Annotated in this window: 6 protein-coding genes; all 6 read right to left on the bottom strand. The window is 62.1% G+C overall.

Annotation, left to right across the window (positions count from 1 at the left end):
- The coding region (locus BV071_RS23050) for a lamin tail domain-containing protein (protein ID WP_035612218.1) at positions 1 to 519 on the bottom strand (519 nt) is incomplete at its 3' end.
- An 84-nt stretch (positions 520 to 603) separates the two neighbouring features.
- On the bottom strand, positions 604 to 3,927 hold the full coding sequence (locus BV071_RS33525; RefSeq protein ID WP_265594765.1) for a cadherin-like domain-containing protein: 3,324 nt from the start codon (positions 3,925 to 3,927) through the stop codon (positions 604 to 606).
- Between the two features lie 264 nt (positions 3,928 to 4,191).
- Positions 4,192 to 6,555 (bottom strand): hypothetical protein, encoded by a 2,364-nt coding sequence (locus tag BV071_RS23040; protein WP_035612217.1) that lies wholly within the window; start codon positions 6,553 to 6,555, stop codon positions 4,192 to 4,194.
- Positions 6,556 to 6,789: 234 nt separating this feature from the next.
- Entirely contained in the window at positions 6,790 to 8,220 is a 1,431-nt protein-coding gene (locus BV071_RS23035; protein ID WP_035612216.1) for a DUF1501 domain-containing protein, read from the bottom strand.
- A gap of 3 nt (positions 8,221 to 8,223) precedes the next feature.
- Positions 8,224 to 10,641 carry a DUF1549 domain-containing protein gene (locus BV071_RS23030; protein WP_081886181.1) on the bottom strand — a complete coding sequence of 806 codons (2,418 nt, stop codon included), beginning with the start codon at positions 10,639 to 10,641 and terminating at the stop codon, positions 8,224 to 8,226.
- Complete coding sequence (locus tag BV071_RS23025) at positions 10,638 to 14,231, bottom strand: family 16 glycoside hydrolase (protein WP_052573772.1); 3,594 nt, start codon at positions 14,229 to 14,231, stop codon at positions 10,638 to 10,640. Before BV071_RS23025 ends, BV071_RS23030 begins: the two co-directional genes overlap by 4 nt.
- Between the last annotated feature and the right edge of the window lie 12 nt (positions 14,232 to 14,243).

Raw genomic sequence — 14,243 nt, 5'->3', positions numbered from 1 at the left:
GGCCGCAGGTGAACCGCCGGGATTGAGACTGGCGCGCCAGTTGGCGGGATTGGCAGCGGCGAGCCCGGGCTTGCGCTTGGCCAAGCTTGCCCCCGCGCCGTCAGCAGCTACCGGCCAGTCGCCGGAGTCGGAATAGGTGAGGCGGTCCATCAGGCGCCCGCTCGGATTGAGCAGGTCGATGGTCTCGCCTGAATTGGAGAGATTGCCGGTGAAGGGGCCGAGCACCCCCGGGATGCCAGCAAGGGATGCGTGTGCCGGCATCTTGGCGATGAGCCGGTAGCCGCCGCCGGGGATCACGGTATTCGCCGGGATTTTGTAAGTGATGCCGTCTGCCAGCGACCAGCCGGAGATGTCCACATTCACCGCCATCTGGTTGTGCAACTCGATCCACTCCGCATCCTGGCTGACCAAGGGATTGTAGTGGATCTCATTGATGGTCACCACCGCATCTCCCCACAATCGGGAAACGCCGAGCAAGGCGACAAGGCAAAGGGGACGAAACAGCGGGCGGGAGATCATGGGTGAATCCGAAATCGGCTCCGCGAGAACCCTTTCCGGGCGCTCGCGGAGCCGTTGTTATAACCAGGTCCTAAAGTGCGGCCCTCAGGGCGTATACGAGATACGGTAGAAGGCCTTGCCAGCGGGCGGATCTCCGTCCGTCACCGAGACGGAGCCCGAAGGCGGTGCTATTTTCGTATCAACATCGGTCCAGCTTCCGGCGGCCAAGGTCGTCGAACGCTGCAGGATGTACGTCGCGCCCGGTGCGCCGGTGAAGGTGCCAACGATGTCGCCACTGACGAAGGCAATATTGATGTTGGTCGGAGCGCTGGCACTGGGTGCCGTCACGGTGACCAAGACTGATTCCACCGTGGTGCCACCCCAGATCCCGTCATTCACCGTGTAGGTGAATGTATCCGAACCCGTATAGCCGGCCGGCGGGGTGTAGGTGATCACACCATCGGCCTGCGCCACAGTGCCACCGTGGCTGCTCGTCGCACTGACGCTGGTGAAGGCCACCACATCGCCATCCGCATCCGAATCGTTGGACAGGAGATCAGCCACATCGATCTGAAGTGGAACATCCTTCGGGGTTGTCGCCGCGTCGAACTCCGTGGTCGGATTCGAGTTGTTGACGGTGACCGCTGCCACGTTGCTATCCACGGAGGTGACGTTGTTCGTGACGCGAACCTTGTAGTTGCCCGCGACCGTTGCATCGTCGACCAGGATCTGGAGCACCGGACTGGTGGCATCGACGATGGGAGTCACGCCCTTGTACCATTGGTAGGTCACCGGCGAGGAACCGCTGGCAGCCACTGCCAATGTCAGAGCGCCGTTGTGGGGACCATTGCCACCCACCGGTTGTTCCGCGATGTGCGGAGCAGTGCCCGGCGGGATCGAGCCAATCGCGGCGAACTGATCGATCCTCAGGCCCGTGAAACCGGAGACGGCATCCTCATTCCGGACCACGAAGTCGATGGTATTCACTCCCGTGGTCAGCAAACCCGGGAAGGCCGTGTTGGTGATGGTGAAGTTAACATAGTTTCCGAAGGTGACGCCGGTCGTGTTGGGGAAGCCCACGGGAGTGCCGTTGACCCGGATCTCCACGCCTGCATTGTCCGTCGCCCATTTGCCGGAGATCGCCACCGTGCTCAGGTCGAACCCGGTGAGATCCAGCGAGCGCCGGTAAACATACACACCAGCACCGGCACCGGCATCGGAACCGGCACCAGCAGCTCCAGAACTGTTGGCACGAGGCCCGATCCACTGGGAAGTCGGGGAGTTTGCCAGCCAGGAACCCGGCAAGCCTGTTTGGACGTAGACGGTATCCGTCGGTCCATCGGGATTGACGATGAGCTTGTAGTGCGGATCTACCTGGCCGCCAGCCAGCACATTGCCGTCCAAGCCGATACCGGAGCCACTGTATCCGGGGATATTCTCCAGCACGCTGACCACGGCGGGGTTGCTCGTTGTGGTGCCGGACCCGTTGGTCACCACCAGGGTGTAGGAGCCGGCATCGACCCCGGAGACATCGTTGAGAACCAAGACCGGAGTGGTGGCACCTGAAACATCGGTGACCCCCTTCTTCCACTGATAGGTCATGTTCGGGCTGCCGACGGTTTCGCCGTGAAGGGTCACGCTCGAACCAATGCCGATCGTGGCACCGGTCGGCTGGAGAGTGAACTCAGGGGCCTTCGCCACGTAAGGATCAGCGGCGCGGTTGCTGATGCCGTAGACGTGCATCGATTTCCGGTCGAACGGCGTCGTGGTGGCAACGTCGATTCCGGACGCGGTGATGGTGGCCGTGCCGGCTGCGCTCGCCGTGTAGTGGTACTCGAAGCATACCCCTTGGTTGTTGCCGCCACCACTATCCTGGTTCAGGACACTTGATCCTTCGCCCGTTCCGCCGATGAGGGCGACTCGCCGGGTGCCATCGTCCCAACCCACCGAATAGAGGGTGAAAACGTAGGCCTGGCCCGGAGTAAGACCGGACAAGGTGTGGGTTTCAGGGTAGCCGCCATACACAAAGTCCTTGGCCAAGGGCGCCCCATAGCCGGTAACACTGTTAGGATCGTTGTTGTAGAAGCTGGGGAGGTTGGAGGACGTATAGCCGGTTCCGGCCGGGTTGGCACCGGCGATCCCGGTGAAATTCACCCCGTTGACATTGAAGTTGGTGGCTGCACCGAACTTGAAGGCGTGGGTATAGGGGTGGTTGGAACTGATCCCGGACGTGCTGTCGTCGGACCAGGCATGCGATGTCCAAACGGGTGCCGGCGCACTGGCCACCGCCTCACGGTTGGTGAAACCACTGGTGTGGAAGGATCCCGGACCGTGATTGGGATAGTTGATCACAACCGGGCTGCCGAGTGCATCGGTGGTGTAGGCATAGTTGACCTTGAGCCCGTTACCTTGGCCGTAATGGGTCAGGTTTACCGTGTACTTCTCACTATTCAGGCTGCTGCTGAAAGTTGCCGAGCGCTGGCTTCCCGTGGCATCGAAACCGATTCCGTATAGAGTGAAGACGTACTGGGTGTTCGGCTTCAGGTTCTGCAGCGTGATGGAGGGATTGGGCCCACCATAGCGGAAGTCCTTCGCCAAGCTCCCGCTGACCCCCGTCACGTTGTTCGGAGTCCGGTTGGAGAAGATATTGCCCAGATCGGCGATCGCGAAACGGTTCGATCCGGGAGAATCGCCGATATCAAAATCCACTCCATTGATCTTGGTGGAAACCCAAGCGCCCCCGCCAAAGCTGTGGGCATGGGTATAAACATACTGCGAATCGATCCCCGAATCCGCATCACCAGTCCAAGGGGCGAAGGACCAAGCCCCAGTGGATGGAGCGATGGTCACATCATCCACCAGCAGCGTGTGATCGCCGACAGTCTTGGTGTTCGCGATTGTGATCTCGTGGCTCGCATTGGTGGCCGTGAATTCAAAGCCAACATACTTCCAGGGCGTAGTGTTGAGGGCTGTGGCCACGTTGGTCACTTCGGCAGCCACCGTCGGACCGGTACCGTCGGTCGAGAAGACCAAGTTGGGTAGGTTGGTGGTGCCCTGGTAGCGAGCATTGACCCGGAACGAGACGTTGTATTTCACGCCGGGAGTCAGTCCCGTGATCGTGGTCTTGACGTTGTTCGATCCGGCGCTGGCACCTGCCTGAATGAATAGAACGTTGGGCCCGGTAGGGATTTGCCCGTTGTTCATGAAGGGCGAAGCTGTCGCCGAGTGATTCTGGCCGATGAAGTTCGGGTTCGAGAGAGTCCAGCCAGTAATCACTCCGCCATTGAGATTGGCGTATCCGGGTGACGTCGTGAAATTATTCGACGAGAAACTCGGATTGGTGATGACTTGGGCGGATGCAGGGAGGGCAGCAAGAAGCACTGCGGCAAGGAAATGCCTTGGCAGAGCCCATTGCGGAGTCGGGGTCATTTTCATTGTGGTGGGTTATTTTGATCAGGAAGCCTTTGAGGGTCGGGTGGCTTCGATCCCGGTTCCAGACCGAGGGCCCCGGCGTCAGGAGGGTTTAACGCCAAGCGCCGGCCCTTGGGTGGAAACCGGTATCTATCAGCACGCTTTTTAGCCCGGTGGTGGATTCTGACGACGCAATTGGATTCCAATTCCCTGCCAATCTGTGAGTCTTGACTCGTGGCAGCATGGATTCCGGGATTTCGAACGTACCGGCTCTTGGGGAATTCAATTCTCGATCCGGTAGAACTCGCGGCGCTCGCTTGCTTCGCTGGCAGGCACGATCGCCTGGCCGGCTCCGGCAACATTCGTGGTCACATTCACCGGCGGCACGAGCGGGCCGAATGGAGTTGTTAGATCAGGAGACTTGGTGACATGATACTGGGTTTCCCCCGCACCCGTGAAGTTGATCAGGATATCGCCACCGGCATTCCGGGTGACTCCGGTGATCTTGAGGCTGGCTGGCACAGAGAGCACTTCATTGGCCAAGCCATAGAGGTGGAAGGAACCACTGGCTGCGGCAGCACTCTCGTGAACCTTCGCGTCAATCACCAGGGAGCTGCTTTGCGCCGTGTAGTTGTAGCTGAGGTAATAGGCGGAATGTTCGTTGCCATTGCCCAGCACAGCACCCGGCCGGTCTTCCCGCAGAGCACCGAATGGTTGCTCGACCGAGCTGCCATTGGTGAAGATCAGATCGATCGGGCGGCCTGAGCCCTCGGTATCCCAAGGGCGAATGAAGATCTTGAGCTGATACTGTCCGCCCACGGTCAAACCGCTGAGGGTGAAGGTCTGGCTAACGCCCGGATTGCCATTCGAGCAATAGGTGAAAGCGCCGAAAAGATTGGTCAGATCCGCACCGGTCACATTGCCGGTGTCAGGCACCCAGTCGCCATTGGTGAAGGGATTGACCTCGGACTTCGCGACCGCCGAGGTGGTCCACGAGAAGTTCGGCGGCGTGGTGGTCGGGCTCAGTTCCAAAAAGGTCAGGCCGTTGAGCGTGGTCTCGTTACCCCCGCTAATCAGATGGCTGTAGACCTTGGTGGTCGAAATCCCGGTGCTTTCGTCATCCGTGAGGGGAACCAGAGCGAATGCCGGTGGCAGGGCCGGCTTCGAGCCGCTGTCCATCGGATCGCTGCCATGCGCGACCTCAAAGCCATCGCGCGAGCCGTCCGAATCCGTGTCGGGATCGACAGGATTCGAACCCGTGTCATTCGCGTCCACGAAGGCGAGTTTGTTCGACTCGGCCTTGTCATTGAGACCGTCGCGATCCGTATCCGCGAGAACTGGATTCGTCGGGAGACGGAATCCCGCGCCGGCGAGTTCCTCATTGTCGAACAAGCCGTCGCCATCGCTGTCTTTCGAGGTCGGGCTCATGCCCGGGTAAAGTCCGGCTCCGTAGGTCTGCTCCTGCAGGTCGGAGATGCCATCGCCATCGAAGTCACCGGTGCCAGGACCGGGCCCGGGACCGGAGGCCAGGCCATTGAGCGAGGTCAGGTCATTGGCGTGGAGGATTTCCCAGGTATCCAGGAGACCGTCCTCATCATCATCCTTGATCGAGGTGAGGACCAGCTCGGTCTGGATCGTTCCGCCGGTCACGCTGCCAGTGCCTTGGACACGAATCCGGTAAGTGGTGCCGCCCGGGTCCTGGGTGAAGTCGTAGTTCTTAGCTTCCAGGCGATCGCCGTTGATCTGAAACTTGCCATTGTCGACATCTCCCGTCCCGGACACGAGCGTGAAAACGGAAGCTTCGGGCCCCTTGGCAAAAGTGCTGCCCGAGAGCGTCGCCACCAGATCACCAAGATCGCTTCCCGAGATGACGGTGTTCTTGGAGGACGCCAGGGTGTATTCCACCGGGATGGTGGAAACCGAGTAGTTGTCGATCAGGGTGCCTACCTGATTGGTCTCCAGTTCCATGTAGAGGACCCCGGCATTTCCGTCCCAATTGAAGGTATCGTCCGCCACTTGGACTCCGTCGACCTTGGAACGGGCACGAACGGTGGCGGCGTCGGCAAAGGAACTGAAGACGTAGTCGATCACGATATGGCGCGCCGTGAGGACCGGAGTCGTGCTGCCGCCTGCGCCTTTGTTCGCGCTATTATCAAATCGCTCGGTGGCCCCGTTGTTGCGGAAGAGAATCCCGTAGTCGGTGGCCGCGTGATTCACGCGGGTCGCCGGTTCACCCGCGGCCTGATTGGAGTGACCCATGTTGAAGGAGACCCAGTTGGCCGAGGTGATGTCCGTGGCGACGAAGTCGAACTCCACGCGAAGTCCGCCATCCGCAAGAATACTCGTCCCGGTAGCCCCTGCCGCCCAGTCGAACCAAAGCGAAGGATTCTGGAAACGCACCCGGCCGCCGCCGCCACTGGCGGGGAGAATCAGGCGCAGCTGATTGTCCTGAATCTGCTGCTGCACGCGGGCCGAGCGCAAGACCACGCTGGAGGCCAGGCTGCCGGTCAAGCGACCGGCCGACGAGGTGCCGTCGAAATTGGTGGAATTCGCGACGTTGAAGTTGTCCGCGAAGAGGAGGGTATTGGCCGGAACAGGGGTAGCGGCTAGCGCCGCAAGCAGGCTAACAAGTGTTCTGGGTTTCATCGGGTTTTCGGGGTGGGGACGCGCGTCCCGGCAGGACTGCACGGGTTCGCTGGCGGCCAAGGTCCACCCCCTCGTCCACTGCGGAATGGGAATCGGGAGACCCTAGCAGCTACGACTTGTGACAGATTCGTCACGGAAGGGCCGCGAAATTGGATTCCCAAATCGTGCCAAAGCGCGGGCCCCGGCTAAACCGACCCTGCTAAGGAAAGGGAGGGAAGAACAGTCTCCCTAGTCTCAGGCGAAGAGCGTCTCGACAGCCTTCCCCTTCCCGTCCTGGGTCGCGTAGAAAGGCCTCTTCTCCACCTCGAACACGCTCTTCGGGCTAATACCCATGGCGGTGAAAATCGTGGCGTGCAGATCGGAAATGCTCACCGGATCCTTGACCGCGATCAAGGGGCGCTCGTCCGCGGTAGCACCGTGGACATAGCCTTTCTTCATCCCGCCGCCGAACATCACCACGGAAGAGCCGCCGGTGAAGTGGCGGTGCAGTCCATAGTGGGTCATGTTCTCCAAGGTGTCCGATTTCACGCGAGCCTGATCCTTCGCGACCGAGCCGGGCACGCCCTCGATCATCATGTCGCGGCTGAATTCGCTGGCGATGATGACCAAGGTGCGGTCGAGCATGTGGCGCTCTTCAAGATCGCGGATCAGGCGGGCAATCGGCCGGTCGACCTCTTGCTTGAGCTTCACCACGGTCTCGTGGCCGTTCTCGTGGGTATCCCAGTGGACGAAGGGGACATACTCGGTGGTGACCTCGATGAAGCGGGCCCCGGACTCGGCAAGACGCCGGGCCAGCAGGCAGCCGCGGCCAAAACGGCCTGTCCCATACGCATCCAGCACTTCCTTCGGCTCGCGGGTCAGATCAAAGGCATCCTTCTCCTTCGAGCCTAACAGGCGGTGCGCATTCTCCAGCGAGCGCAGCATCGACTCCTGCTGGTAGTCGCTCATGAAGTCGCGGTCCGGCTGACTGTCCACCAGCTTCTGGTAGAGCTTGTAGCGGTTGGCGAAGCGCCCGGCGTCCATTCCCTCGGGCGGGCGGACCGAGCGGGCGGCCTCATCCGGGTAAGGCAGATTGAATGGTCCGAATTCCGAGCCCAAGAAGCCGGCGGTGGTAAAGGACTTCAGCTCCTCGCTCTCGCCGATGCCTTCGAGGCGCTGGCCGATATTGACGAATGCGGGCATGACCGGATTCGCCGGGCCCAACACCCGCGCCATCCACGCACCGATGTGGGGGGCGGCCACGGTCTGCGGCGGCACATATCCGGTATGCCAATGATACTGGTGCCGCGAATGAAGGATGCTGCCAAGGTCCGGCTGGACGTGCGAGCGGATCAGCGTCGCGCGATCCATCAGCTTGGCGATTTCTTCCAGACCTTGGCTGATCTTCACGCCATCGAGCGTGGTATCGATCGCCGGGAAGGTGCTGAGGATCTTGTCCACCGGTGCACCCTTGGTGAAGGGCAGGTAGGCCTTCGGATCAAAAGTCTCGGGCGCCGCCATGCCACCAGCCATCCACAGCAGGATGCAGCGGTCGGCCTTCGCCTTTGGATGCACTACCTCCTCCACGTTACCAAAGGCGCGTGGAGCGCCGGACATCGTGGCGGCCAAGGTCGAAGCGGAAAGCGCCTTCAGGAAAGCGCGGCGCGACTGGAAGGGCTGGTTCATGGGTCAGCGGACAAATTGGAACTCGGGCAGGAGCAGGACCGTCCAGAGCAGATCTTCCACTGACTGGCGGCTGGGGCGGATGCCCATCTCCTTGGTCAGCGTGCTCTTCTCCGTGGTGGTGGGACGGCGGCCGAGGGCGCGCATGAAAACGGCATCGACCATTTGGTCACTGCCGGTGATCTCGCGGTCGAGATTCTCCGCGCCGGTCTTGAGCAAGCCCGCCAAGGCCTCGCCATTGGCCAAATCAATCGCCTCGAGGGTCGTGATATTGTCCGGCCGCATGCTCACGATCTGCTCGCGGTTTGGACGCCCCAAGGCGCGCATGAGGAGGTCTGCATTCACCAGCGAAGACCGGACCATCGGCTTCTTGGAACTGGTATTCAGCCCCTCGGCAAGTCCTTCGCAGAAACGGTCCCATACTGCGGGCGAAGAGACTTCCTCCGCTGGCTTCCAATCGCGAGGCGCATGAGTGTAGCGACCTTTCAAATCCGGCAAGGTGGGACTGGTCTTCCACTCATTGCTGCTGGCGATCACCACCTTGCGGCCGTCCATCATCCGAGCATGCGCCTCGAAGATCAGGCCAGCCGGATTCGGGAATTCGCCGCCGTTGCGAGCCACGATCAGAAGAGAGTTCTTGCCGGAGCGGAGATGGGCGAGCTCGATCTGGCGCTTCTGCGGCCCGGCCGGCGAGCCCTTCTCAGTGGCAACGCTGATTCCATTCACGAAGATCTCGGCTTCGTTGTCCGCGATGAAGACCGCGGGGGCGGCCACCGGTGCCTCGGGCAAGTTGACCTCGGTGGCGAAGACCATGGTCTCGCCGGCGGGAGAGGAAGCGGAGGCCGTGGAGTAGGACCAGATCCACTTGGCGCTCAAGACCGGTCCGCCACCGGCTGCGCCGCCATGGGGAACGGCGGCGACGATCTTGTCCGGTGCCGTTCCCGTAAGAGTCCACACCGCGTCCACGAACTGCTCTGCGCTCAGGCGCTTCTGCAAGGGACCACGGAAGACCTTCGGGTCATCGCCCTGCGACAAGCCCACACACTGCGACTGGTACGCCTGCGAGGAAACTATCAGCGCGAGTGCCTTTTTCAGATCGTAGCCATCATCGGAGAAACGCACCGCGAGGTAGTCCAGCAAGTCCTCGCTCCAAGGTGCGGTGTCCATGGCATCGACCGGATGAACGATGCCGCGGCCCATCATGCGGTGCCAGAGGCGGTTTACGATCGTGCGGGTGAAGCGGCCATTGTCCGGATGCGTCATCAGCGCGGCAAGCTGGCTGAGGCGCTCAGGCTGCGGGGCACTCGCATCCACTTCACCGAGTTCGGGGAAGAGCCAGCCGGGCTTGGCCATCTTGCCTGTCGGCTTGTCACAGCGCGCAATCTCCAGCGGCGCGGTGGCGTAGATCGCCGCGAGGCCATAGGCCTGGTCCAGCTTCCAGCGATCCACGAAACTATCGTGGCAGGAAGCGCACTTCATGTTCAGACCAAGGAATGTCTGTGAGACCGATTGGGCAAACTGCACCTCCCGCACCTGGCTGGCATTCACATTGCCGCGCCACTGGATGCCATCGATGAAGCCACGGGATTCCGATGTCGGCGGGGCCAGTAATTCGCGGGCGAACTTGTCGTAGGGCTTGTTCGAGACCAGCGACTGGTAGAGCCAACCGGTGATCTGCTTGCGGCCACCGTCAATGTAGCCTGTGCCTTGGTAATCATTCCGCAGCAGGTCGTTCCAGAAGCTCAGCCAATGATCCGCATAATCGGTATCGCGGGCCAAGGTCGAGGAGATCAGCCGTTCGCGCTTGTTCGCCGAATGGTCTGCCACGAAGGCCTCCACTTCCTGCGGTGCCGGCAGCACGCCGATGAGATCGAGTGTCAGGCGGCGGATGAAGGCCGCGTCGTCAAGCGGCTTCGGCCGGGGGACTTTGTTGTCGTGGAGATAGGCGTCGATGATCCGGTCCACGGGGTGCTCGCGCCCCTCCACCACCGGCGGCAACTCCGGACGGCGGGGCTTGAGCGGCGGCTCGTAGGCGTCCTTGCCAAAAGTGAAGCCTGGTTCCCAAGCCACCCCTTCGTTGATCCATGCGCGCAGCAACTCGATTTGCTCGGCGGGCACGCGCGCGCCCTTCGGCGGCATGCGGTCGTCCTTGTCGTCCGAGTGGAGCAGCTCCAGGAAGAGGCTGTCATCGGCCTTGCCGGGCTCAAGGACCACGCCGTCCTCGGAGCCTGCCAGCAGGCTCTCGCGGGTGTTCATCGAGAAGCCGCCCTTGTGGGCGTCACCGGTATGGCACTTGCCGCAATGCTGCCGGATCACCGGCACAATCTGGTGGGAGAAATCCACCGCAGCCCCGGCGGGAGCGGCAAACACCGCGGCAGCCAGAAAGACCGCGCGACCACGCAGGAATCGGGAGGGCGAGGTCATTTGTTGAGCAGGTAAGCTAGCAGGTCCTTCAGTTCGTCCGGATTGAGACGGTTCACCAGGGCTGCCGGCATGGGCGAGATCGGCGAGGGCTTAATCTCTTTGATCTGATTGCGCTCGATTTCCATCGTCGCGCTGAAGTCGAAGGGGCTGGTGGCGAGGATCCAGTGTTCGTCTTTCTCCTCGATCAGCTTGCCGACGATCTGCGAGCCGTCCTGCTTGGTGACGACATCGAAGGCATACTGATCGGATACCACCTTGCTGGGTTCGAGGATTGCCTCCGCCAGATCGCGGACGCTGAAACGGCCACCCACCGCGGTGAGGTCCGGTCCTGCCGAACCACCCTCGCCATCGAAGCGGTGGCATGCGGCGCACAGCGAGGCCTGGAACATCTTCTTGCCGTTCTCCTTGCTGCGACCGCTCAGGCCTTCGTTGGCAAGCCTCTCGATCTCCGAGACGCTCCACTCACGACCCGGGCCGGTGACCCGCGGCAAGTCCGCCAGAGGATTGGGAGTCGTCGCCGGCGAGAGTTTCTCGATCCAGCTCTTCTCCTCCGTGGTGCAGGTGGCAAGGGTTTGGTTCCGCAGGTCCTTGATGAAGCCGGCGTAGCTTTCGCCGCCGCTCTTCTTCAGGAGCGTGTCAAACCAGGCGAAGAAGCGCTTGCGCTCATCTGGCGACCACGGGCCCTTCACCACCCGCAGGCAGTAGATATAGTGGATGACCTGGGCGGGCGGCAGGTTCGCGACCATGCGCTCGACGATGCCGCCGTAGTTCGAATTGCGCTTGGCCGTCTGCAGCCAATCCGGCGGTAGTGCCGGGCCGGTGTTATCCATCAGCGCGAGGGTGCGGCCGACGATGCCCGGTGCCTGCAGGTAGGAAAGCATGCGGCAGAGCTCGCGATTCAACTCGCTGTCCAACGAAGGGAAAGCGGCATCGATCTTGGCGAGCACAGCGGCGCGCTCGGCATCATTCGGCTGCCCGTGACGGGCAAAGACCAAGCCGGCGGCACGCAGCCAGTTGAGCTGCTGCGGCTTGTCGAGCTTGGCCCAATCGAGGCCATTGAGGCTATCGAGCATCTGCTTGCGCTGCGAGGCGCTGCCAGTGCGGGCCAAGGCCATGGCGCCCTCGATCACGCGCCATGAGTCGCTCTCCTTGGGCAATTCAGCGACAATCGCCGCCGCGCCTGCGGCCTCCACCGCGAGACGCGATTCGTAGCGGGTCAAGCGATCGGGCGAGCCCATGCCTTCCCACGCTCCATTGGCACTCGCGAGCTCCAGCGGCTTGGCCTCGTAGGGCACGGGAGTGGTTGGCTCGGCGCCCTTGTAAGTCACACGCCAGAGGGACGAGGCCGTGCGGCGGCCGCCGGTCAGGAAATACATCGCGCCATCCTTACCGATCACCGCATCGGTGACGGGCAGGCCGCTGCCAGCCAGGAAGTCCTCGCGCTCGGCCTTGTAGCCCCGGCCCTCCGGCGTCAGGTGGATCGCGTGGATGGTGGCGTAGGTCCAGTCCAGCGCGTAGATTGCCTTCTGGTACTTCGCGGGGAACTTCGCGCCGCGGCCGGAGAGCACACCAGTGGGAGAACCCGGCCCCATGTCGAGCTGCGGATACATACTATCCTCATAGTACTGTGGCCAAGGCCCCGAGCCGTTGCGCCAGCCGAATTCCGCGCCGGGAACCACATGGCAGATCCGGGTGGGGCGGTACCAAGGCGTACCAAGGTCCCACTCCATGTCCGAGTCATAGGTGAAGAGGTCGCCCTTCCAATCGAAGGCGAGGTCGTAGCCGTTGCGGAAGCCCATCGCGAAGAGCTGCCACTTCGAGTCCGTGAGATTCATGCGCGCCACCCAGCCACCCGGTGCCATGCGGTCGTGGGCGTGGCCCTTCGCATCCGGACGCCGCGGCAGCAGTTGATCTTCTTGCCACACCTGCGGAGGTAAGGACGAATCCATCTTCGGCAGGTCGGTGAAATTGCCCGCGATCACATAGAGATACTTGCCATCCGGCGAGGCCGCCAGGCCGTGCGGGCCGTGCTCGCCGCGCCCGTTTACTTCCAGCAGCAATTCCGGCTTGTCCGGCTCACCGTCGTGGTCGCTGTCGGTCACCTTGTAAACGCCCGCCTTGTCACCGCCTTCGTTGACGGTCACGTAGAGCACACCATTGTGCCAGAGCAGGCCGTGCGCACCACTGAGCGGAATCGCGGTCGGCGTGACCACCGTCGGATCGGTCGAATTCGCCGGCGGCTCGACCCGGTAGATCTTTCCGTATTGGTCGGAGCAGAGCAGCTTGCCATTACCGTCGATGGTCATGGCGACCCAGGAGCCTTGCACCCCCGGCACCTTGTAGAGGCGCTCGACGCGGAAGCCATCCACCACGCTGAAGTCCGCCGTCACGTCTTCCGGCGCGCTGCTGCCGCTGCTTTCCGGCTCGATCACATTGCCCCAGGGCGCGTCACCCATGGTCGCGATCACCACTGCAGGGGTCCAGCCCTTCGCATCGAAGCGGTCCTCGGTCCAGCCGCGAGTCCCTTCCAGGTTCGCCAGCCACTTGTCGTCCGAAACCAGGAAGATCTTCTTGCCGTCCTTCAAGGTAGCGCTGAAGCGCAAGGCGATGGCGGCGACCCCTTCCTGGTTGCGACCTTCCACCGTGATCACGTTGCGCTCACCCGGCCGCACCAGCTTGATGATGTCGTGACTCGCCGGCACCGACCATTCACTGCTCCAGCCGAGATCCTTGCCATTGACCCACACGCGCTGCCAGTTGTCGCCGGTTACGGTGACAGTGGCGGAGACAAGATCCTTCGGCAGCTCGAACTCGCGGCGGAAGAAGGCTTTCTCTCCATCGGCGGCATTGCGCTTTTGCCAAATCCACTTCGCGGATGGCTCGGCGACCTTGGCTGCCGCGGTGACCTTGCCCGGCGCTACCGTGCGGATGCGGATATCCTTGAACTCCGCCTTCATCGATGGACCCGCATGAAGCTGCAGCGCCAGACTGCCCTTCAAGGCTCGCCGCCCCGCATCCACGTCGTGGATCTCGGCCACCTCCTTGTCGTTGACGAAGTGCTGTAGGGTATCACCGCGGGCGACCACCCGGTAAGTGTTCCAATCCTCGAGCTTCACCGCCGGCCGGTCGAACTTGCCGGTCACTTTCGGTTTGTCCGCGAGCTCGACCTGCTGACCGCTCTCGCAGGCGATTCCCCTGCCCCGCTCCTCATAGAGCATGCCGAGGTAATTCGCAGCGGGGTGCATGTCCATTTGGTAACCGCCGACGCTCCATGTCGCGGCGTCCAGGACCTTGCTGCGGTACTGCAGCCCGGAATTGTTGTCGCCGGTGACGCGCCCCTTGAACTCGATTTCGAAGTCCGAGGGTTCGCCACCTTGCCAGATGAGGAAGGTATTCACGCCGACCTTGCGCTGGTCCTGGTCGGTCTCGCCGACCAGCACGCCTTGGTCGACCCGCCAGAGGCGCGGATCACCGGACCAACCGCTCAGGTCCTTGCCATTGAAAAGCGGTTTCCATTCCTGCGCATGGGCACAGTTCAGGCCGAGCGGAAGCACAGCGAAGGCAAGCGGAGTCAGCAGGCGGAGTTGCATGTGATGGATACC

Source organism: Haloferula sp. BvORR071, assembly GCF_000739615.1.
Classification (GTDB): Bacteria; Verrucomicrobiota; Verrucomicrobiia; order Verrucomicrobiales; family Akkermansiaceae; genus Haloferula.
Note: the sequence above shows the minus strand (reverse complement) of the source record. Positions and strands in the feature narration are given on the sequence as shown.